18 protein-coding genes and 1 pseudogene are annotated in these 20,437 nt (G+C 69.0%); 8 read left to right on the forward strand and 11 right to left on the reverse strand.

The features are described 5' to 3' along the window. Nucleotides 1-5: 5 nt before the first annotated feature. On the reverse strand, nucleotides 6-1,751 hold the full coding sequence (locus tag DQW50_RS06520; protein WP_112078485.1) for a PAS domain-containing protein: 1,746 nt from the start codon (nucleotides 1,749-1,751) through the stop codon (nucleotides 6-8). A gap of 222 nt (nucleotides 1,752-1,973) precedes the next feature. Between DQW50_RS06520 and DQW50_RS06525 the strand changes: the two genes are divergently transcribed. Next, nucleotides 1,974-3,497: an MATE family efflux transporter gene (locus tag DQW50_RS06525; protein ID WP_112078583.1), complete on the forward strand. Its 1,524-nt coding sequence runs from the start codon at nucleotides 1,974-1,976 to the stop codon at nucleotides 3,495-3,497. On the opposite strand, the pseudogene DQW50_RS18840 reads toward DQW50_RS06525, so the two are convergent. The 8 genes and pseudogenes from DQW50_RS18840 to acs (DQW50_RS06565) all read right to left on the reverse strand — a co-directional run. Beyond that, nucleotides 3,494-3,580: pseudogene (locus DQW50_RS18840) on the reverse strand (transposase); the annotation flags it as partial. The gene DQW50_RS06525 and the pseudogene DQW50_RS18840 sit on opposite strands and share 4 nt — an antisense overlap. Before the next feature lie 19 nt (nucleotides 3,581-3,599). Further along, the gene (locus DQW50_RS06535; protein WP_112078486.1) at nucleotides 3,600-3,857 is read right to left on the reverse strand and encodes a hypothetical protein; all 258 of its coding nucleotides are present in this window, start codon (nucleotides 3,855-3,857) and stop codon (nucleotides 3,600-3,602) included. Between the two features lie 109 nt (nucleotides 3,858-3,966). Next, the gene (locus tag DQW50_RS06540) at nucleotides 3,967-4,428 is read right to left on the reverse strand and encodes a universal stress protein (protein ID WP_112078487.1); all 462 of its coding nucleotides are present in this window, start codon (nucleotides 4,426-4,428) and stop codon (nucleotides 3,967-3,969) included. A gap of 3 nt (nucleotides 4,429-4,431) precedes the next feature. After that, a complete protein-coding gene (locus tag DQW50_RS06545; protein ID WP_112078488.1) occupies nucleotides 4,432-6,153 on the reverse strand; it encodes a VC_2705 family sodium/solute symporter in 1,722 nt (573 codons plus the stop codon). Then, entirely contained in the window at nucleotides 6,150-6,590 is a 441-nt protein-coding gene (locus tag DQW50_RS06550; protein ID WP_112078489.1) for a DUF4212 domain-containing protein, read from the reverse strand. Before DQW50_RS06550 ends, DQW50_RS06545 begins: the two co-directional genes overlap by 4 nt. A 153-nt stretch (nucleotides 6,591-6,743) precedes the next feature. Further along, entirely contained in the window at nucleotides 6,744-8,738 is a 1,995-nt protein-coding gene (gene acs, locus DQW50_RS06555) for an acetate--CoA ligase (protein WP_112078584.1), read from the reverse strand. Nucleotides 8,739-8,933: 195 nt separating this feature from the next. Continuing rightward, the gene (locus DQW50_RS06560; RefSeq protein WP_112078490.1) at nucleotides 8,934-10,709 is read right to left on the reverse strand and encodes a bacterio-opsin activator domain-containing protein; all 1,776 of its coding nucleotides are present in this window, start codon (nucleotides 10,707-10,709) and stop codon (nucleotides 8,934-8,936) included. A gap of 136 nt (nucleotides 10,710-10,845) precedes the next feature. After that, nucleotides 10,846-12,816 (reverse strand): acetate--CoA ligase, encoded by a 1,971-nt coding sequence (gene acs, locus DQW50_RS06565; protein WP_112078491.1) that lies wholly within the window; start codon nucleotides 12,814-12,816, stop codon nucleotides 10,846-10,848. Between the two features lie 173 nt (nucleotides 12,817-12,989). Between acs (DQW50_RS06565) and DQW50_RS06570 the strand changes: the two genes are divergently transcribed. Beyond that, complete coding sequence (locus DQW50_RS06570) at nucleotides 12,990-13,247, forward strand: hypothetical protein (RefSeq protein WP_112078492.1); 258 nt, start codon at nucleotides 12,990-12,992, stop codon at nucleotides 13,245-13,247. Nucleotides 13,248-13,429: 182 nt separating this feature from the next. On the opposite strand, the gene DQW50_RS06575 is transcribed toward DQW50_RS06570, so the two are convergent. Then, nucleotides 13,430-13,894, reverse strand: a complete 465-nt coding sequence (locus DQW50_RS06575) for an MGMT family protein (RefSeq protein WP_112078493.1) — start codon at nucleotides 13,892-13,894, stop codon at nucleotides 13,430-13,432. Between the two features lie 105 nt (nucleotides 13,895-13,999). Between DQW50_RS06575 and trpC the strand changes: the two genes are divergently transcribed. The 4 genes from trpC (at nucleotide 14,000) to DQW50_RS06595 (ending at nucleotide 17,886) form a co-directional block, all read left to right on the forward strand. Next, the gene (gene trpC, locus DQW50_RS06580; protein WP_112078494.1) at nucleotides 14,000-14,827 is read left to right on the forward strand and encodes an indole-3-glycerol phosphate synthase; all 828 of its coding nucleotides are present in this window, start codon (nucleotides 14,000-14,002) and stop codon (nucleotides 14,825-14,827) included. Then, nucleotides 14,824-16,128 (forward strand): tryptophan synthase subunit beta, encoded by a 1,305-nt coding sequence (gene trpB, locus DQW50_RS06585; RefSeq protein WP_112078495.1) that lies wholly within the window; start codon nucleotides 14,824-14,826, stop codon nucleotides 16,126-16,128. Before trpC ends, trpB begins: the two co-directional genes overlap by 4 nt. Further along, nucleotides 16,129-17,001 (forward strand): tryptophan synthase subunit alpha, encoded by an 873-nt coding sequence (gene trpA, locus DQW50_RS06590; protein WP_112078496.1) that lies wholly within the window; start codon nucleotides 16,129-16,131, stop codon nucleotides 16,999-17,001. A gap of 93 nt (nucleotides 17,002-17,094) precedes the next feature. Then, nucleotides 17,095-17,886: a 2-amino-3,7-dideoxy-D-threo-hept-6-ulosonate synthase gene (locus DQW50_RS06595; RefSeq protein WP_112078497.1), complete on the forward strand. Its 792-nt coding sequence runs from the start codon at nucleotides 17,095-17,097 to the stop codon at nucleotides 17,884-17,886. Nucleotides 17,887-17,901: 15 nt separating this feature from the next. On the opposite strand, the gene DQW50_RS06600 is transcribed toward DQW50_RS06595, so the two are convergent. Next, nucleotides 17,902-18,480 carry an NADPH-dependent FMN reductase gene (locus DQW50_RS06600; protein WP_112078498.1) on the reverse strand — a complete coding sequence of 193 codons (579 nt, stop codon included), beginning with the start codon at nucleotides 18,478-18,480 and terminating at the stop codon, nucleotides 17,902-17,904. Nucleotides 18,481-18,621: 141 nt separating this feature from the next. Here DQW50_RS06600 and DQW50_RS06605 point away from each other — a divergent pair, with 141 nt between their 5' ends. Together DQW50_RS06605 and DQW50_RS18130 are read left to right on the forward strand one after the other, a co-directional pair. Further along, nucleotides 18,622-19,794, forward strand: coding sequence for a 3-dehydroquinate synthase II (locus tag DQW50_RS06605; RefSeq protein ID WP_112078499.1), 1,173 nt, complete (start codon nucleotides 18,622-18,624; stop codon nucleotides 19,792-19,794). A gap of 452 nt (nucleotides 19,795-20,246) precedes the next feature. Continuing rightward, a complete protein-coding gene (locus DQW50_RS18130; RefSeq protein ID WP_198664625.1) occupies nucleotides 20,247-20,399 on the forward strand; it encodes a hypothetical protein in 153 nt (50 codons plus the stop codon). Nucleotides 20,400-20,437 lie beyond the last annotated feature (38 nt).

Consider the following 20,437-nt stretch of genomic DNA (forward strand, 5'->3'; position numbering starts at 1 on the left):
AGCCGCTACGTGCCGGTTCGGCCGCCGATCGGTAGCAAGAAGGTCACCACGCTCCCCCGTGGCTCGTTGTCCGAGAAGGTCAACTCCCCTCCGAGCATCGTGGAGACCCACTTCATCACCCACAGGTCGATGCCGAGCCCGTGACTCAACGCCGTCTCCTCGCCCGACTCGATCGCCTGCCGTTCGAGCTCCGGGATCCCTGGACCGTTGTCGGCGACCGTTATCCGCAGTTGGTTGGCGTCCGGCTCCCGGCGGACCGCGATCGCGACTTCGGGTGGCGAGCGATCGTTGTGGTCGATCGCGTTCTCGACCGCCTCGTCGATGGCCTTCTTGAACAGCTCTACGTTTCGAACCCGGATCTCCCCGCCTTCGATCGTCCCGGTGACCTCCGCGTCCGGATACTGCCGCCGATACGTTTCGACGAGGGACTCGACGTCGAGGCGGCCCCACCCCCGATCGGCGTCGCTTCGATCCCAGACGTCGCGGATCTCCGCGGTCTTCTCGGCGATGGTCGTCATCGATTCGGCCTGCTCTCGGATCGCAGCGATCGCCGTCCGGCGAGCCTCGCGGTCCAACTCCTCGTCCTCCAGCAGGTCCGCGTACCCGTCGATCACGTTGAGAGAGTTCCGTAGGTTGTGCCGCAGGACGCGATTGAGGACGTCCAGCGTTTGAGTCGTGAGCATCCGGTCGGTGACGTCTTGTTCGATCCCGACGAAGTGCGTTATCTCGCCGTTTTCGTCCGTCACGGGGACGATCTTCTGTTCGACTTCGAAGAGTTCGCCGTGTTTACTCCGGTTCGTCAGTTCCGCTTCCCAGACCTCACCGGCCGTGATCTGCTCCCACAGCTCCGTGTAGAACTCCTCGTCCTGCTGGTCGGAGTTGAGGATCGAGGGGTCGCGTCCCGTCGCCTCGACGGCCGTGTATCCGGTCAGCCGTTCGAAGGCGGGATTGACGTATTCGATCGTTCCCTCGGGGTCGGTGATCAGAACGGCTTTGTCCGTCGCTTCGGCCTGTCGCTTGAAAAGCGAGAGGTCCTGTTCGTACCGTTTCTCGGCGGTAACGTCGTGGTGATAGCCGAGCCAGTTCGTGACCGCGCCGGACTCGTTCCGGATCGGGACGACCGTGACGCGGTTCCAGAACATCGATCCGTCCCGCCGGTAGTTCCGTAACTCGACGGCGACGGGCTCTTCGGCGTCGATCGCCTCCCGCATCCGTGCCACTGGCTCCTCGCGTGTGTCTTCTCCCTGGAGGAACCGACAGTTCCGGCCCAGGGTCTCCTCGCGCGGATAGCCGGTGAGTTCGACGAAGCCGTCGTTGACGTACACGAGCGGGTTGCCCGGCTGAGAGGGGTCCGCGATCGTGATACCGATCGGCGCTTCGTCCATCGCTCGGTCGTAGAGCAACCGGCGGCCGTTCGGGTCCCTCCCGGCGATCGGGAGCACCGACGTGTGGACCCGTTCCGTGCCCTCCCATTCGATCGACGAACTCACCAGGATCGCGCGTTGCGGGTGCTCGGTGGACGTCCGGAACTCGACCGTAAATCCGAGGGTCGGTGCCTCGCCGTCCTCGATGCGTCCCACGTGCTCCCGAAGCGGTGCGTGGTAGTCGGACGTGACGAAGTCCGTGAGCGCGGTACCGACGAGTTGCTCCTCGGAGTCGACCCCGACGAGCGTGTGGAACGCGGGGTTCGCGTAGCCGATCTCCATGCCGGAGTGGACGAGGAACACGTCCGGCACGGTTTCCGATGACATGCTCGGCCCTATCCGTTCGAACCATGAGACAGTTGCGACGTGTCGCCGTCGATGAAGCGCTCGATGGCTCCGTCGTCCCCGCTTCCCGTGTGCGGTCCGGTCCACCGATCCACCCCGGTCCGCCGATCCCCTCCGGTCCCGCCGGCTCCCGAAACGTTAGGTCGGGTGCGACCCACTACCCGGGCAGACCTCCCCGTGGGAAACGACGACGCCCGGGTCGATATGACGACGGGAGCCATCTCCCCGAAGCTGTTCGACCTCGCGTGGCCGCTCGTGCTCGGCAACCTCCTCCAGACGCTGTACAACCTCGCGGACATGTTCTGGGTAGGGCGCGTGAGCACCGACGCCGTCGCCGCCGTCTCGCTCATGTTCCCGCTGTCGTGGCTGTTCGTCTCCACCGCGATGGGACTCACCGCCGCGACGATCGCCCTGGTCTCCCAGTACGTCGGTGCGGGCGAGGACCGCCGGGCCGACGAGGTGGTCGCCCAGACGGTACTGCTCGCGGTCGTCGTCTCCGTCGTCCTCGCGGCCGTCGGCTTCGCGACACGCCACTGGCTGCTCTACTGGATCGGCGCGCGCGACGCGGTGTTCACGGAGTCGCTCGCGTACATCGAGGTGATCTTCCTCACCCTGCCGCTCACCTTCCTCTTCTTCGCGTTCCGTGCCTCGCTCCAGGGCGCGGGCGACACGAGGACCGCGATGTGGCTCGTCGCCATCTCCGCCGCGATCAACATCGTCATCGACCCCGTCTTCATCCTCGGGTGGGGACCGGTCCCGGCGCTCGGGACGCGGGGGGCCGCGATCGCGACGTTCCTCGCCCGCCTGTTCGCGACCGCGGTCGGGGTCTGGATCCTGCTCCGGGGCGACTGGGGCGTGAAGCTGTACGTCCGCGACCTCCGGCCGAACCCGGCGATCCTTCGGAAGCTGATCGACGTGGGCTACCCGGGGACGCTCGACGGGTGGGCCCGGTCGTTCGCGGCGGTCGCGATGGCCGCGCTCGTCGCGCGGTTCGGCCCGGCCGCCACGGCCGCCTACGGCATCGGCGTCCGGCTGATGTCGATCTCGTGGGGCGTCGCCGGCGCGGTCGGCCAAGCTACGGCGACCGGCGTGGGACAGAACCTTGGCGCGCGGACGCCCGACCGCGCCGTCGCCGTCACGCGCGCTGCCACCGCGGGCACGATGGGACTGCTCGCGGTCGCCGGCGGGCTCGTCTGGACCTTCCCGGGGGTCGCGATGGGCGTCTTCGTCGACGACCCGGCGACGATCGCCGAGGGGATCGGCTTCCTCCGGATCGTCGCGCTCTCGTGGGCGTTCTTCGGCGGCCTCATGGTGATCCAGGGCGCGTTCCGTGGGGCGGGTCACACGAAGGCGGCGATGGCGCTGTCGCTACTCTCGCGGTGGATCTTCCGTATCCCGGTCGCGGCCCTGCTCGCGTTCGGAGCCGTGAGCGTCACCCTCGGCGGGTTCGCCGTCGGCCCCGTGACCCTTCCCGCCGTCGACATCGGTTACACCGGACTCGGATGGGGCGTAGAGGGGCTCTGGTGGGCGTACACGACGGCGGCGGTCGTCTCGTTCTTCCTCGGCACGGCGTGGTTCCTGCGCGGGACGTGGACGGAGGGGGTCATCGACGAGTCCGAGGACGCCGTGGTCGACCCGGACGCGGACGCCGCCGTCGCGACCGGGGACGAGGAAGGGAGCTCCGACGCGTCTGCCGAGACGCTCGACGAGTCAACTACCCCACCCTAAACGCCTTCGGCGTTTTGAGGGTGGGGTTTGTCCGTGAACTCGGCCTCGAACCCGTCCGGGTGGGCGGTAAATCCGCCACGCGGCTTGAACCGGACGCGCGCGCTACCGTCGCGCCTTCGCCATCTCAAGCGAGACGACGAAGCCGAAGTACGCCGGGATCCCGGCGACGAGGAACATGTACAGTACCCACTGCGGGGTGCTCGCGAACGCGACATCGTAGAGGAGGGACACGAGCGTCACCCACACCACCGCGAACACGAGGTCGTAGACCATGCCGCTCCGGTTCTCGCTGACGTGCGATCGGACGCGGTCGACGACGGACCCCTCGTCCGGTTCGTCGGTCGGTTCGGTCTCGGTCATGGGTGATCGTGTCGGTCGGACCACATCGGTGTTCCGGGAGCGACAGCGTTCGACACGTGAGACGGGGCGATACCCGGATTCGGGACTGAACTCCCGCCGAGTGCGCGGTTCAGTCCTCCTCGGCGTAGTCGACGACGAGGACGGGGACGTGCGTCGAGCGTAGCGTGCGCTCCGTGACGCTCCCGAGGAGCGCACGCCGGACGCCGGCACGACCGTGGCTCCCCATCACGATGAGGTCCATCCCGTGGTCCTCGGCGTAGTCGGCGATCACTTTGTGCGGCCGGCCGCCCGAGACGTGTTCGACGACCCTAACGTCGCGGTCGGCTCCGTGCCCGGCGACCACGCCGGTCGCCTCGTCAGCCCGCTCTTTCAGCTCCTCCATCTCGTCGAACCGGCCCTGTTTGAGCCGGTCGACCTGTTCGGTGCCGAGGCTGAAGTTCACGGAGTCGATGTCGACGACGTACAGCGCGTGGACCTCGGCGTCGTACTTCTCCGCGAGGTCGAGCGCGTGGTCGACGGCCGCCTCCGCGACGTCGCTTCCGTCCGTGGGAACGAGTATTCGTTCGTACATGGATCACTCCTCCGTGACTGCGTCGGCTGCACAGCCACCATCGGTCGCCAGCTCCTCGCCGCCGTCGGCGACGACGTCTTCGGCGGTCTCCTGTTGCCCCATCGGCTCGGGGCTGTGACACTGTCGGACGATCCGCTTCGTTTCGATCGACGGCTCGTCGGTCGTCACCGAGACGACGATGGTGACCGCGAACACGACCGGGAGGGTGATGAGCGCCGAGCCGATGGCGGGCATCCACTGGGCCAGCCCCGCCGACAGCGGTGCCTCGAGCGACCCGATGTACGTCGGGACGATCTCGTTGATCATCGGGATAGACCAGAGAGTCAACCCGGTCGTCATGCCGGCGAGCGCCCCCTGTCGGTTGGCGTTCTCCCACCACATTCCGAGGAAGAACATCGGGAACAGGACGGAGCCGGCGAGCGAGAACGCGTATCCCACGAGCGCGGCGATCGACGACGCGGGATTGAGTGCGGCCAGCGTGGTCAACGCACCGAGCGCGACGATCGAGAGACGGCCGACGAGGATCTGCTGGCGCTGTGTCGCGTCCTCGTTGACGATGTTCGTGTAGATGTCGTGGCTGATGGCCGACGAGCCGGCGATGAACAGCCCGGCGACCGTCGCGATGGCCGCGGCGATACCGCCGGCCGCGACGATGCCGACGAACCAGTCCGGGAGCCCCGACAGCTGTGCCGCCAGCACGACGATGACCTCGCTGGCCGCGCTGGCCATCCCGGGGTCGCCGTACGTCGGGTTGACGTTCTGCGAGTAGAGATCGGTCCCGAACGCCGCGAAGGCCGGCGCGCTCCAGTACAGGATACAGATGAAAAAGAGCCCCCACACGGTCGACCAGCGTGCCGTCCGCTCGCTTTCGACCGTGTAGAACCGGACGAGCACGTGCGGCAGCCCGCAGGTACCGACGATGAGCGAGAACGTCGTGGCGACCCAGAGGTAGTAGCTCGAGGACACGAACGGTTCGGAGAACTCGCTGCCGAGTTGACCGATCAGCGCTCCGTACTCGAGCTGTGGCAACACCGTGGAGTAGCCGTTCGTCCAGCCGACGACGAACAACCCGACGACGAACGCGAGGATGAGGATGACGTACTGGACCGCTTGGTTCTTCGTGGCGCCCAGCATGCCGGACAGCGTCAGGTAGCCGACGGTGACGACCATCATCGCGACGACCATCACCTGGTACCCGTCCAGGCCAGGGACGAGCCCGCCGTAATCACCGAAGATGTACAGGCCGACGAGCGCCATCCCCTTCGCCTGTCCGATGGCGTAGACGAAGCCGATGAGGAACGTCGTCACCGCCGCGATGGCGCGCGCGGTGTCGGAGTTGAACCGGTCACCGACGAAGTCCGGCGCCGTGTACTTCCCGAACCGGCGCAACTGTGCAGCGAGGAAGATGAGCAGGATGAAATACCCCGTCGTCCAGCCGACGACGAACACGAGGCCGTAGAACCCCGCTAACGCGATCGACGCCGCCATGCCGAGGTACGAGGCGGCCGACATCCAGTTCGCCCCGATCGCCATCCCGTTCTCGACGTTCCCGATGGACCGGCCGGCGACCCACATGTCGTCGGTATCAGCTACACGGAAGACGAAGCCGATCGTGAGGAACAGCCCCAACATCGCGAGCACGAGGAGCGACGGCACCAGCTTGAACGAGATGTCGAGGGCCTCCGGGAGGAGGGATTCCTGTAAGAGGACCGATCCCCCCGTCATTCGTCGGACCCTCCGTCGGCCGCCGCGACCTCGGCACGGCTCTCCGTCTCCGTGGTGGACGCGTGATCGATACCGTACTTCTCGTCGAGCGCGTCCCGCTTTCGCGAGTACCAGAACGCGAGGATCAGCGCGCTGGTCGGGGCGCCGAACGCGACGAGGAAGTAGTGGAGCGGGAACGCGAGGATCGGCATCTCGCTCGTCATCGGACCGGGCGCGAGCCGCGTCAGCGTTACCGGTCCCCACACTGCGAGGACCCAGATGGCGAATCCCGTCCAGACGATACGCAGGTGATCGCGCATGAACTGCGTGCTCGGATTCAGGATGTTCACCTCCGCTCCGAGGTAGTCGGTGTCGTTGTGCTCCTGTGCCGCGGTCGCGGCGACGCCGCCGTCGGTCTCGACGGGGTTCGCCCGGTCGTGCGTGTCGTTGTCTGTCATAGATTGGGTCGTGCGTTTTCGTGGGTGGTCATCATAATTCGGTGCTCGTTGAACGGAGAGTACGCGTCGTCCGTGGATCGCCGACGTGGGCCGTCAGTCACGGACCGACCCGGGCCGTCGGTCACGGGCCGCCCCGGGCCGGACGAACGCGAGTCAGTCGTCGTTCGCCTTGGCTTGGATCTCCGCGACGATCTCCGGGTTACGAAGCGTGCTGGTGTTGCCGATCTCTTCGCCGTCGGCGATGTTCTCGAGCAGTCGGCGCATGATCTTGCCCGACCGGGTCTTCGGGAGGTCGGGGCTGAAGACGACCCGCTCGGGGCGGGCGATCGGACCGATCGCGTCCTCGACGCCCGCGACGATCCGCTCGCGGAGCTCGTCGTTCCCCTCGTAGCCGTCCTCCGTGATCACGTACGCGTAGACGGCCTCGCCTTTGATGTCGTGGTTCCCGCCGACGACGGCGGCCTCGGCGACCCCCTCGACGCCGACGATCGCCGACTCGATCTCCATCGTGCCGAGCCGGTGGCCCGAGACGTTGATCACGTCGTCGACGCGGCCGAGCACGGTGATGTAGCCGTCCTCGTCGATCTTCGCGCCGTCCTCGGGGAAGTACACCCAGTCGTCGGGGTCGCTCGAGTCCGTGTCGGAGTACTCCGCCCAGTACTCGTCGATGAACCGCTCGTCGTTCTTGTACAGCGTCCGGAGCATCCCCGGCCACGGCTTCTGAACCGTGAGGTAGCCGGCCTGTCCGGGCTCGATCTCCTCGCCCCTCGTGTCGAGGATCTCCACGTCGAGTCCCGGTAGCGGCGGCCCGGCGGACCCCGGCTTCATGTCCTTGATGCCGGGAAGGGTAGTGATCATCATCCCGCCCGTCTCGGTCTGCCACCACGTGTCGACGACGGGGCACTCCTCGTCGCCGATGTGCTTGTAGTACCACTTCCAGGCGCGCGGGTTGATCGGCTCGCCGACGGTTCCGAGCAGGCGGAGGCTCGAGAGGTCGTGGGAGGCGGGGTACTCCTCGCCCCACTTCATGAACGCCCGGATCGCTGTCGGCGCGGTGTACAGCTGGGTCGCCTCGTGCTCCTCGATTATCTCCCAGAGGCGGTCACGGTCGGGGTGATCGGGCGTCCCCTCGTACATCATCGTCGTCGTTCCGAGCGCGAGCGGCCCGTAGACGATGTAGGAGTGGCCCGTGATCCAGCCGATGTCGGCCGAACAGAAGTAGGTGTCCTCCGGTTTGACGTCGAGGACCGCCTGCGAGGTCCACGAGGCCCACGAGAGGTACCCGCCCGTGGTGTGTTTCACGCCCTTGGGTTTCCCGGTGGTCCCGGACGTGTACATCAGAAAGAGCATGTCCTCGGCGTCCCGCGTGACAGGGTCGACCTCGGCGCCGGCGTGCTCCTCGACGAGGTCGCCGTAGTCGAGCTGGTCGTCGCCGAGATCGTGGCCGAAGTCGTCACCGTTCGAGCCGAGCCGGTCGACGACGACGGTCGTCGTCCCGTGGTCGACGTTCGCGAGGCCCTCGTTGGCCTTCTCGAGGTGGTCGAGGGGGTCGCCGCGCCGGTAGTAGCCGTCGCAGGTGACGAGGTACTCCGAGTCCGCGGAGTTCATCCGCGTCGCGAGCGCCTCCGCGGAGAACCCGGCGAAGACGACGCTGTGCGGTGCGCCGATCCGCGCACACGCCAGCATCGCGATCGGCAGCTCCGGGATCATCGGCATGTACATCGTGACCACGTCGTCCTCCTCGACGCCGATGTCCCGCAGGGCCGCCGCGAACTCGTTGACCTCGCGGTGGAGCCCCTCGTAGGTGTACGTGCGGTCCGCCTCGTCGACCGGCTCGCCGATCCACTCGATGGCGGCCTCGTCGCCGCGCTCTTCGAGGTGTCGGTCGAGGCAGTTCGCCGAGGCGTTCAGCTCGCCGCCGGTGAACCACTCGTAGAACGGCGGGTCGTCGTCGTCGAGCACCCGGTCGTAGTCCGTCTCCCAGTCGAGGAGGTCGGCCGCTCCCTCCCAACACTCCGGCCAGTTCTCCTCGAACTCCTCGTAGATGCCCGGGTCCGATACGTTCGCCTGCTCGACGAACGAGTCGGACGGTTCGAACACCTCCTGTTCCGCCAGTCTCGCCTCCAGTTGTCCGTCTTCCTCCGTCATGGGTTCGATCATATACACCGACAGGGCCTACATAAACAACCACCCTAAATACGAAAAATCGTGAGGAATCCGGACGGACCCGGAGGGACCGATCGTGGCGGTTCCGGGATCGACGGCGAGGACACTCGTGGCGGCTCCGGGATCGACGGCGAAGACACTCGTGGCGGCTCCAGGATCGACGGCGACGGGACACGATCACACAGCGTCCCGCGTGTCGCGGTCCTCGAAGAGCGTCTCGAGCAGGGCGCGCTCCGCCTTCCGGAGGTGGTTGTGGAACGTCGGCGAGGAGACGTCCATGGCGTCGGCGACCTCCTCCGCCGTGCTCCCCCGCGGCCAGTCGAAGTAGCCGCTGTGGTACGCCGCCGACAACGTCGCCCACTGTCGGTCGGTGAGCCGGTCGGCGACGCCCTCCCGCAGGGTCGATTCGGTCCCGGGCGAGCGCGCGACCGACTCCTTGCTCACGAGCCGGGCGTCCGGGAACGATTCCCGGAGACCGTCGGCGATCCGCCGGACGTCGGTGCCGTCCGGCAGGTCGGCGACGACCCGAACCCGACCGTCCTCTGCGGCCGCCTCCCGGACGGTCGCGCCGTGTCCCGTGAGCGCGCGGACGATCGATCCGCCGGTCGCCCGGACCGACACCGCACAGCCGCCCTCGCGCGTCTCGATCACGCGGAGCTCGGAGAGACCGTCCGCCGCCTCGACCGCGTTCGCCACCGCCTGGGGGCCCGCGCCGGTCACGGCGAGGTACCATCGCGAGGCCGAGCCGGAGACCACGACCGTCGACTCGAGCGCGATCCGGCAGTCGAGCGCCGCGCTCGTCGACGCGAGGAACGCGGCCTCCGACGCGGTGTGGAACTCGACCGCGGTGACCGTGTCGGAGTGGAGCAGGTCCCGCCAGCGGTCCGCCGTGACCGCCCAGCCGAGCGCGCGCCCGAGCGCCGTGACCGCCCGCCGTTCCCCCGGGGTCACCGGCTCGCCGTCAGCGAGGAGACACACGCGTCCGTAGTCGGTCCCCCGGTGTTCGACCGGAGCCGTCACCGCCCTCCCGCCCCCGTCCCGGACGTCGTCGAGCGCGGCCTCCCCGTCCGTGGCCGCGGCGAGGACGTCCTCTCGGTCGTCGGCGGGTCGACCGCGGACGACCCACGCTGCCCGCCAGCGGTCGCCGTCGGTGGCCCGCTCGACGACGGCCTCGAAGGCCGTCCCTCCCTCGGAGGCCGTCGCGATCGCCTCGAACGCGCCGAGGAGCGTGGAACCGCCGATCGCGTCCCCGTCGTCGGTTCGGTCTCCGTCGTCGGTTCGGTCTCCGTCGTCGGTTCGGTCTCCGTCGTCGGTTCGGTCCTCGTCGTCGAGGCCGCTTCCGTCGTCGACCCGATCCGCGTCGACGATCGCCGCCGCGATCGCCTGCCCGTCGAGCGGGTCGAGGTGGGGCTCCAACGCGTCCATCGTCTCCCACCCGCCCGCCTCGCGGACGACGTGCGGGTCGACCCCGCGGTCGACGAGCAGTCGCCGAGCGAAGGTTCGCCGGAGGTCACGGGGCGTCGTCGACGCCAACGACGGCTCGTCCCGGCGCTCAGCCGCGCGCTCGGCGGTCTCGCGCACCAGCATCTGGACGCGGCGTGCGGAGACGTCCACGAACGGGTCGGCGGGCGCGAGGTCTTCGCTTTCCGCGTACCGCTGGAGAGCCGCCGCCAGCGACGCCGAGACGGCCGTCTCGCGGTCGATCGACGTGCCGGTCGGGCCGGAGCCGTCGCCCGAGTCGCCCTCGACCGATCCGCTCCCGGGCGCCGGGATCGAGAGGAGGTAGGCGTCGGGGATCGACCCCGCCTCACGGAGGTCACGCGGGCGGACGCGAACGATCTCGCCGGTCCGGAGGCCGACCTCGCCCGCGAGCCGGACGACGATCGCCGCCCGGTGTGTCCCCGCGGCCGTCACCAACGCGTCGTACGCGTCCGGGGGGAGCGTGTCGACCATTCGTTTCGTGATCGTTCGCTCATCCGAAACAAGGTTCTTGCGGTGGATCGCCGTTCGAACCGGAGCGTCGGAGGACTGTCGCGACGACGCGGGAACACCGCCATTTTCGTTTCGGGTTTGTCGGTATAAGCGAAACTTATTGAGTGTGCCCCTCGCCGCGGACCGTCGACTCGATCTCGCCGACGACCTCGGGGTTCCGGAGCGCGCTCACGTCGCCGAACTCCTCGCCGCGGGCGATGTCCTCCAGCAGTCGGCGCATGATCTTCCCCGACCGCGTCTTCGGGAGCTCCGGGGTGAAGACGGTCCGGTTCGGTCGTGCGACCTCCGCGACCGTCCCCGCAACCGCCTCCGCGATCACCTCGCGGAGGGCTTCGTCCGGCTCGACGTCACTGCGGGTCGTCACGTACGCCACGACTCCGCCGTCGCCGTCGCCGACGACCGCCGCCTCGGTGACGCCGTCGACCTCGACGATCGCCGACTCCAGCTCGGCGGTGTTGAACCGGCGTGCCCGGACGTTGATCACGTCGTCGACGCGGCCCAGGATCGTCACGTAGCCGTCCTCGTCGACGGTCGCGCCGTCGCCGGTGCGGTAGCGCCACCCCTCTTCGCCCTCGATCCAGTACTCACAGCGGTACCGCTCGTCGCCCTCGCGTAGCCCGCGGAGCATACCGGGCCACGGCGACGCGATCGTGAGGTAGCCGGCCTCGCCCGGCTCCACGGGCTCGCCGTCGTCGTCGACGACGCGCGCGTCGATCCCCGGGAGCGGCGGACCGACCTTCCCGGGTTTCATCGGGGTGACGCCCGGCAGGGTCGCGAGGGCGATCGCCCCGGTTTCGGTCTGCCACCAGGTGTCGACGACGGGCGCGTCGCCGCCGCCGACGTGCTCGCGATACCACCGCCACGCCTTCGGCGTGATCGACTCGCCGACGGTCCCGAGCAGGCGGACGGACGAGAGGTCGTGGGAGGCGGGGTACTCCGCACCCCACTTCATGAACGAACGGATCGCGGTGGGGGAGGTGTAGAAGACGTTCACGGCGTTGCGCTCGATCAGGTCCCACACACGGTCGCGGTCGGGGTAGTCGGGCGAGCCCTCGTAGAGCACCGCCGTCGTTCCGACCGAGAGCGGCCCGTACACCCCGTAGGAGTGGCCCGTGATCCAGCCGATGTCGGCGGCACACCAGTAGGTGTCGTCCGGCCGGACGTCGAGGACGTTCCGGGTCGTCCACGTCACGTGCGCGAGGTAGCCGCCGGTGGCGTGCTCGACGCCCTTCGGCCGTCCCGTGGTCCCCGAGGTGTACATCACCAAGAGCAGGTCGGTCGCGTCGCGGACGACCGGCTCCACCGTCTCGCCGTCGTGTCCCGCGATCAGCGTCCCGTAGTCGTGCTCGTCCGGCCCGAGGGGGACGTGGAGCTCGTCGCCGAGCCGGTCGACGACGACGGTGGCCTCGAGGTCCGCGTCGGCCCGAAGCTGGGCGTTGTCCGCGCGCGACTTCTGGTTGAAGGCGTCCTCCCGGCGGTAGTAGCCGTCGCAGGTGACGAGGTACTCCGAGTCGGCCGCGTCGATCCGCGTCGCGAGCGCCTCCGCCGACAGCCCGGCGAAGACGACGTTGTGAGGCGCGCCGATGCGCGCGCAGGCGAGCATGGTCGCCGGTAGCTCCGGGATCATCGGGAGGTAGATCGTGACGACGTCGTCCTCGCCGACGCCCAGCTCCCGCAGGCCCGCCGCGGTGGCGTTCACCTCGCGGTGGAGGTCCGCGTAGGTGTACGACCGGCGCTCCCCGCGCTTGCCGAACCAGCGGATCGCGAGCCGGTTACGCCGGTCGGCGAGGTGGCGGTCGACGCAGTTGACGGCGGCGTTGAGTCGGCCGTCGGGGAACCACTCGTAGAACGGCGGGTCGCCGTCGTCGAGCACCGTCTCTGGATAGCGATCCCACTCGAGGAGGTCGGCAGCCGCCCGCCACGCGTCGGGCCAGTCGGCAGCGAACGAGTCGTACACGTCGGCGTCGGCGACGGCGGCCGACTCGCGGAACGCCTCCGGCGGATCGATCGCCCCCTCGTCGCCGGACGCGCTCCCCACGTGCCGGCCGTCGGCCCCGGCATCGTCCATGGGGGTACTCCAGACCGGAGAACCGTATACTTTGTCCGGCGCCCCCGTCTCACTACCCTCACCCCTCTTCGGTCCACCCCCGTCCGATCCCGGCGACGACGGTACGGTCCGATCGTGTGGGACGGGTGCTTTCGCACCCAACATTTATTGCCGGTAGTTTCGCATGTTACCACATGACAGAACGGAGCGGCAGGTACGTCGTCGTCAGGGTACGCAACGATCACGACGCGATGACGGTCCGGGACCCCTCCCGGAACAGCACGTTTCACGTCGTCGAATGTGACGGCGAGGAGTTCGAGGACGTGCTCGACGAGGTTGGCGTCGGCGACGTCGTCCGGCTCGACCTCCGCAGGATCGGGCGTCGCGGGAACGCCTGGTGTGTGACGGACGCGCGTTCCGTGGGGGACGCGACGCCGGTCGTCGGCGATTGAGGCGCCCTCGCCGCCGTCGAAGAGGCCGGACCGTTCGCCGCGAACGCACTGCCTCTGCGAACGCGCTGCCTCGGCGAACGCACTGCCTCTGCGAACGCGCTGCCTCGGCGAACGCACTGCCTCGGCGAACGCACTGCCTCTGCGAACGCACTGCCTCTGCGACGGGACGGTTCCTCCGCCGACTACATCCCCTCGACGCGCCGGAGCGTCGACCGGACCTCCCCGGGGGTCGCGTACGGGCCGCCCTCCACGCGGTGGTCCGGGAGGACGATCGGGAGCGGATTCCCGCGGAGCGCCCGCGTCACCGACTCGAGGTCCGCAGCGTCGTTGTCGTCGAGGCCGGCCAGCCGCGTGAGCCGGCTCACGGACCAGGACTCGCCGGCGGGTAGCTCGCGGAGCGTCTCCAGCACCCGACGCTCGTCGGTCGGAACCGTGAGCCCGATATCGACGTCGTCGAACCGTTCGTCACCCCCCGCCAGATGGTCGCCGATCCGGTCGAGGAGCGGGTGATCGGCGTCGGCGTCGGCGGGGACGTCGGTCGGAAACGACACCGCGATCAGCTTCCCGCCGGCGAACCCCACCTCGACCGCCCGTCCGATCGCGTCGTACTCGCGCGCGAAGACACCGGAGACACCGGCCGTGGACATACGCCCCGATCTGCGCCCGCGACGGTTAAATAGACCGAGGCGGTCGACGGCGGGGACGACTCTCCCGCAAGTCTTATGTACAGATACGTCCATTAGTGTACAGTAATGAACGATACAGCGGAGTTGGATCCGGCGGTACGGTCGATCCTCGCCACGGCCCGCGACCGAGCGGGGACGGGCGGGCGAGACGATGGCGATCAGAGCGCAAACCGCGTCGCCGTCGACCCGCGCGACCTCCGGCCTGCCTTCGAGCGCGCCGAGGCCGACGGGCGGGTCCCGGTGATCGCGGAGGTCAAGCCGACGAGCCCGACCGCGGACGGGACCCGCGAGGACGACCCCGTCGAGCTGGCCGAGTCGATGGTGGCGGGCGGGGCGGCCGCGCTGAGCGTGCTCACCGAGCCGGAGCACTTCGGCGGGAGCACGGGAACCCTCGAGCGCGTGCGCGAGGCGGTCGACGTGCCGGTCCTCCGGAAGGACTTCCTCGTGGCGGAGTCCCAGCTCGACGCCGTCGAGAGCGACGTGGTCCTGCTCATCGCCCGGTTCGTCGGCGACGACCTCCCCGCGTTGCTCTCGGCCGCCCGCGACCGCGGCTTCCAGGTCCTCGTCGAGGTCCACGACCGCGAGGAGCTCGCTGCCGCCGTCGACGCGGGCGCGACCACCATCGGCGTGAACAACCGCGACCTCGCGAGGCTCGAGGTCGACCTCGGGACCTTCGAGTCGGTCGCGCCGGCGGTCCCCGACGACGTTACCCTGATCGCCGAAAGCGGGATCGCGACGCCCGCTGACGCCCGCCGGATGCGCGCGGCCGGCGCGGACGCGCTGCTCGTCGGGAGCGCGATCATGGACGGCGACGTCGAGGCGAACACGCGGGCGCTGACCCGTGCGAAAACCGACACTGACACCACGGACGAAGCCCAGGAGACACGTATATGAGCGAGAGCGAACCAACGACGACCGACGCGCCGGGGCTCTCACGGCGCCCCGGCCGACGCCGCGGGCGCGACGACGGGAAGTTCGGGCGCTACGGTGGCCAGTACGTCCCCGAGGCGCTGATGCCCGCCATCGAGGAATTGACCGACGCCTACGAACGCTACGTCCTGGAGAACGAGGACGGCTTCATGGACGAGTTCCGCGAGCGGCTCGCGGACTTCGGCGGCCGGCCGACGCCGCTCCAGCGCGCCGAACGACTCTCCGAGCGCTACGGTCGCGAGGTGTATCTCAAACGCGAGGACCTACTCCACGGCGGCGCACACAAGCTGAACAACGCCCTCGGACAGGTCCTGCTCGCGAAGTACATGGGCAAAGAACGGATCGTCGCGGAGACGGGCGCGGGCCAGCACGGCACCGCGACCGCGATGGCCGCGGCCCACCTCGACGTACCCTGTGAGATCTACATGGGCGAACGCGACATCAACCGCCAGCGGCCCAACGTCTTCCGGATGAAGCTCAACGGCGCCGAGGTGAACCCGGTCACCGCCGGCCGCGGCACGCTGAAGGAGGCCATCTCGGAGACGATGCGCGACTGGGCGACCACCGTCGAGAACACCCACTACGTCATCGGGTCGGTCGTCGGGCCCCACCCGTTCCCGGTGATGGTCCGCGACTTCCAGGCGGTCATCTCCGAGGAGGCGCGCGAACAGTCGATCGGGAAGACCGGCGACCTCCCGACCGACGTGGTCGCCTGCGCGGGCGGGGGGTCGAACACGATGGGAGCGTTCACCGGGTTCGTCGACGACGAGGACGTCGCGCTCCACGCGATCGAGGCGGGCGGCTCGACGCTGGAGGTCGACGAGGAGGCCGGCGTCGCGCCCAACTCGGCGTCGCTCTTCACCGGTGAGGAAGGCGTGCTCCACGGCGCCCGCACCAAGCTACTCCAGGACTCCGACGGCCAGATCATGGAGAGCCACTCCGTCTCCTCCGGGCTCGACTACGCCGGCGTCGGTCCCGAACTCGCGTACCTCGTCGACGAGGGACGGGTGACTCCCGTCGCCGTCGACGACGACGCCGCACTCGAGGGCTTTCACCGCCTCTCGAACACCGAGGGGATCATCCCCGCGCTGGAGACGGCCCACGCGTTCGGCTTCCTCGAGGAGCACGCCGACGACCTCGGCGAGCGCGTCGTCGTGAACGTCTCGGGCCGCGGCGACAAGGACCTCGACGCCGCGATAGAGGAGACCGACGGCCGCGATATCGACGGCGCGCCCGACATGTCGATGTTCACGGAGGGGATCTGAATGCCGACGACCGGCAACAGCGAGGCGCTCGCGGCCGCGTTCGCGGACGGCCCCGCCTACATCCCGTACCTCGCGGTCGGTGACCCCGACGACGACGCCTCGCTGGCGTACGTCGAGGCGCTCGACCGGGGCGGAGCCGACGTCATCGAACTGGGGCTCCCCTTCTCCGAGCCGATCGCCGAGGGCCCGACGATCCAGGGGGCGGTCGTCCGCGCGCTCGAGGGCGGGATGACGCCCGACCGCTTCTTCGCCTTCGTCGAGGACCTCGACGTCGACGCGCCGCTCGTGTGTATGACCTACTACAACCTGATCTACCAGTACTCGAGCGGGGACGACGGGACTGCGAGCGACGGTCCCCGGGACTTCGTCGAGCGCGCGGCCGAGGTCGGCTTGGAGGGGTTCGTCGTCCCCGACCTCCCGGCCGAGGAGGCCGACCCACTTCGGGAGGCCTGCGACGAGTTCGGGCTGGACCTGGTGTTCATCGTCGCGCCGACGACGACGGGTGAGCGGCTCGAACGCATCATGAGCCGAGTTTCGGGGTACGTCTACGTCCAGGCGCGACTCGGGACGACGGGCGCGAAGAGCGACGTTGCCGACAGCACGACCGAGAGCCTCGACCGGCTCCGGGAGTTCGACGTGCCGAAGGCGGTCGGCTTCGGGATCTCGACCGGCGAGCACGCCGAACGTATCGTCGCCGGCGGGGCGGACGGGATCATCGTCGGCTCCGCGCTGGTGGACATCGTCGCCGACGGGGTCGAGGCGGACCTGTCGACGGCGGACGTCGCGGACCGACTCGAGTCGCTCTCGCGGGAGCTGAAGGCGGGCGCTGAGCGCGGCTTCGCGTCCCGGATGGAGCCTGCGGAGTCGCGCTGAGCCGCGGTCGTCGACGCGGATCGGAGCCAATACCTCCCGGAACGAAACCGACTTACCTCCCTTTGACACAGGGTCACATAAGAGCGATCCACAATGACAGCAGGACTCACAGCACGACTCGACCGGATCTCGACGAACGATCGATACCTCGTCGTCCCGATGGACCACGGGATAACCATGGGCGCGGTGAAGGGGCTCGTCGACATCGAGTCGACGATAGACGGCGTCACGAGGGGCGGCGCGGACGCGGTGCTCACCCAGCGGGGGATCGCCGCGCGCGTCCACGACAACAAGAACGGCGCGGGCTACATCGTCCACGTCAACGCCTCGACGACGATCGGGCCCGACGAGAACGACAAGCGCGTCACCGCGAGCGCCGAGGCGGCGGTCCGTGCCGGCGCGGACGCGGTCTCGTTCCACATCAACGTCGGCTCCGACCACGAGCCGGAGCAGATAGAGGAGCTGGCGGAGCTCTCCGAGGACGCCTCCCGGTTCGGACTCCCCGTGCTCGCGATGGCGTACGCGCGCGGCCCGGGCGTCGACAGTACGGACCCCGAGTCGCTCGGACACGCCGTCCGGCTCGCCGAGGAGCTCGGCGCGGACGTAGTGAAGACCGGCTACTCCGGGGACGGCGACTCCTTCGAACGCGTCACCGAGTCGACACGCCTCCCGGTCGTCATCGCCGGCGGCTCGAAGGGGACGGACCGCGAGACCGTCGAGATGGTCCGCGGGGCGATGGACGGCGGCGCGGCCGGCGTCTCGATGGGGCGGTCCATCTTCCAGCACGACGACCCGGAAGGGATCGCGAGCGCGGTGTCGGCGGTCGTCCACGACGACGCCGACGTGGAGTCGGCGCTCGAGGCCGGCGGCTTCCTCGAAGCGTAAACCGGCCGGCGCGGCTCACTCCGCCCCGACGTTCTGTCCGCCCTCGAAGGAACCGGGATCGGGCTCGATCTCGGCGTACTGGACCGCCCGGCGACCGAGCGTGAGCGTCCGGTGGTCGAGCCCCTCGTCGACGAACTCGTCGCCGTCGAACTGCTCGCCGGCGTGAGGGATCGCGACCTGATGCGGGATCACCCACGCATTGAGCGCCCGACAGACCGACCGGAGATGCTCGAGCGCGGTGACGGGGAACCCGCCGCCGGCGACCGCCAACAGGCCGACAGTCTCGTCCTCGAACTCATCGAACCCGCAGTAGTCGATCGCCGTCTTGAGCGGCGAAGAGTACGAGCCGTGGTACATCGGCGTTCCGAGGAGGACGGAGTCCGCTTCCCGGATCCGTCGGGTGAACGCTCCGGCGTCGCCCGCCTCACCGCGGTCGGCGTCGAACGCCGGGAGGTCGTACTCCCGAAGGTCGAGCAGTTCGCCGGTCCCGCCGGCCTCACGAACGCCGTCGAGCGCGCGTCGGAGGCCCCTTCGGGTGTGGCTCGTCTCCCGGAGGCTTCCGGGGACCGCGACGACGTGTGGTGCGTCGGACATGGACGCCCGAACGGCGGCCGATCACTAATACGGTTCCCCGGCCCGCACCCCGATCGCTCGCGGAGACGTATCCGTCTCGCGTCCGCGACGACCGATGTCCCTTCCACAGTTTTCAAGCCGGCGCGCCGTGAGGGTCCGGTAATGACACGCACCGTCTGGGTCAAAGCCGACAGCGCGGTCGGCGACTGGGAGACGCGGAAGCGACGGATCACGACTGCCATCGAGGCGGGCGCCGACTGGGTGCTCGTCGACGAGGCCGACGTCGGCAGGGTCAGGGAACTCGGCGACGTGAACGTGGCGGCGTTCCTCGCGGACGCCGACGTCGTCGACGGCGACGACGAGAGCGCCGAGGCGGACGCCTACTTCGTCGGGAAGGGCGGCGAGGGCGACGGCACCATCGACCTCCCCGAGGACTTATCCGGGTCGGCCGACCTCACGACCCTCCGGCGACGCGACGACCGCGCACAGGGCGCGTACGTCCGCGTGCTCGGCACGGAGTACGAGGCGTTCGCCGAGGAGGCGGCGGAGGCGGCCGACTTCACCGTGATCGTCGGCGAGGACTGGTCGATCATCCCGCTCGAGAACCTGATCGCTCGCGTCGGCGAGGAGACCCACCTGATCGCGGGCGCGACGACGTCAGCGGAGGCGCAGACCGCCTTCGAGACGCTGGAGATCGGCGCGGACGGCGTCCTCATCGATTCGGACTCGCCGGACGAGATCCGCGGCGCGGTCGAGGTACGCGACGCGGCCGACCGCGAGACGCTCGACCTTCGACACGCCGAGGTGACCGCGGTCGAGGCCACCGGTATGGCCGACCGCGTCTGCATCGACACGGGGTCGCTGATGAACGGCGACGAGGGGATGCTGGTCGGTTCGATGTCCCGCGGGCTCTTCTTCGTCCACGCGGAGACCGCGGAGTCGCCGTACGTCGAGTCGCGCCCGTTCCGGGTGAACGCGGGCGCGGTCCACGCGTACGTGCGCAACCCCGAGGGCGGAACCAACTACCTCGCGGAGCTGTCGAGCGGCGACGAGGTCCAGATAGTCGACGTCGACGGGGGCACCCGGGAGGCGATCGTCGGCAGGGTGAAGATCGAGAAGCGTCCGATGTTCCGGGTCCAGGCGGAACTCGAGACCGACGACGGAGTCGACCGGATCGAGACGCTCATCCAGAACGCGGAGACGGTGAAGGTGGCCACGAGCGAGGGCCGAACCGCCGTCACCGACCTCGAGGAGGGCGACGAGGTGCTCGTCCACTACGAGGACGTCGCGCGTCACTTCGGCGAGGCGGTCGAGGAGAGCATCATCGAGAAGTAGGGTCCACACGACGAGAAGGAGGGTCCACACGACGAGTGGAGGGCCGATCCGTCCGGTCCCCGGGGCGGCCCCTCAGTACACGACAACTGTTTTTACACGAGATCGAGGAGAAAGCCCACGACGTTAGTCGTGGGAGAAGTCACAAAGCGCGTCGTTGATACAGGAAGCCCCATCACCAGAAGTCAAAGACTTCTGGTTAGCAGTCAGAACCCTTCGAGTTCTGACGACATCCTCAAGCGCGAGCCGTCAGGCGAGCGGTAGGGTGGGGTAGTTCACCGACCCACGGGAGGGTACCCCATGGCCAACACAGGCGGAGCCGTCCCATCGGAGATCGCCGATCTGTCGACCGCGTATCCGGGATACGGCGTCGACGTGCCGGACGACACGCTCCCGTTGACCGACTACGACGCGTACGGCCACAACCGGTCGGCTGGGCGCTGTCGGCCGAGCGGATGGACTCGCTCACGAACACCGGCAACCTCGGCGACCCGACCGTCGCGACGCGCGAGAAGGGCGACGAGATGGTCGCGGACGCGGTGGCGAACGTGACCGAACTCGTGAGGGCACTGGACGGGCTCGATGCCCCCGAAGGCAGTGACGCCTGACCGAGCGTCCGGCACCGCTTCCCGGTCCGCCGCGGTCG

Source organism: Halorubrum sp. 48-1-W, assembly GCF_003287355.1.
Classification (GTDB): domain Archaea; phylum Halobacteriota; class Halobacteria; order Halobacteriales; family Haloferacaceae; genus Halorubrum.

What these genes read in the sequence shown, in the direction of transcription:
- DQW50_RS06520 (WP_112078485.1), bottom strand. Translation starts at nt 1,751, where the DNA reads ATGTCATCGGAAACCGTGCCGGACGTGTTCCTCGTCCACTCCGGCATG.
- DQW50_RS06525 (WP_112078583.1), top strand. Translation starts at nt 1,974, where the DNA reads ATGACGACGGGAGCCATCTCCCCGAAGCTGTTCGACCTCGCGTGGCCG.
- DQW50_RS06535 (WP_112078486.1), bottom strand. Translation starts at nt 3,857, where the DNA reads ATGACCGAGACCGAACCGACCGACGAACCGGACGAGGGGTCCGTCGTC.
- DQW50_RS06540 (WP_112078487.1), bottom strand. Translation starts at nt 4,428, where the DNA reads ATGTACGAACGAATACTCGTTCCCACGGACGGAAGCGACGTCGCGGAG.
- DQW50_RS06545 (WP_112078488.1), bottom strand. Translation starts at nt 6,153, where the DNA reads ATGACGGGGGGATCGGTCCTCTTACAGGAATCCCTCCTCCCGGAGGCC.
- DQW50_RS06550 (WP_112078489.1), bottom strand. Translation starts at nt 6,590, where the DNA reads ATGACAGACAACGACACGCACGACCGGGCGAACCCCGTCGAGACCGAC.
- acs (WP_112078584.1), bottom strand. Translation starts at nt 8,738, where the DNA reads ATGACGGAGGAAGACGGACAACTGGAGGCGAGACTGGCGGAACAGGAG.
- DQW50_RS06560 (WP_112078490.1), bottom strand. Translation starts at nt 10,709, where the DNA reads ATGGTCGACACGCTCCCCCCGGACGCGTACGACGCGTTGGTGACGGCC.
- acs (WP_112078491.1), bottom strand. Translation starts at nt 12,816, where the DNA reads ATGGACGATGCCGGGGCCGACGGCCGGCACGTGGGGAGCGCGTCCGGC.
- DQW50_RS06570 (WP_112078492.1), top strand. Translation starts at nt 12,990, where the DNA reads ATGACAGAACGGAGCGGCAGGTACGTCGTCGTCAGGGTACGCAACGAT.
- DQW50_RS06575 (WP_112078493.1), bottom strand. Translation starts at nt 13,894, where the DNA reads ATGTCCACGGCCGGTGTCTCCGGTGTCTTCGCGCGCGAGTACGACGCG.
- trpC (WP_112078494.1), top strand. Translation starts at nt 14,000, where the DNA reads ATGAACGATACAGCGGAGTTGGATCCGGCGGTACGGTCGATCCTCGCC.
- trpB (WP_112078495.1), top strand. Translation starts at nt 14,824, where the DNA reads ATGAGCGAGAGCGAACCAACGACGACCGACGCGCCGGGGCTCTCACGG.
- trpA (WP_112078496.1), top strand. Translation starts at nt 16,129, where the DNA reads ATGCCGACGACCGGCAACAGCGAGGCGCTCGCGGCCGCGTTCGCGGAC.
- DQW50_RS06595 (WP_112078497.1), top strand. Translation starts at nt 17,095, where the DNA reads ATGACAGCAGGACTCACAGCACGACTCGACCGGATCTCGACGAACGAT.
- DQW50_RS06600 (WP_112078498.1), bottom strand. Translation starts at nt 18,480, where the DNA reads ATGTCCGACGCACCACACGTCGTCGCGGTCCCCGGAAGCCTCCGGGAG.
- DQW50_RS06605 (WP_112078499.1), top strand. Translation starts at nt 18,622, where the DNA reads ATGACACGCACCGTCTGGGTCAAAGCCGACAGCGCGGTCGGCGACTGG.
- DQW50_RS18130 (WP_198664625.1), top strand. Translation starts at nt 20,247, where the DNA reads ATGGACTCGCTCACGAACACCGGCAACCTCGGCGACCCGACCGTCGCG.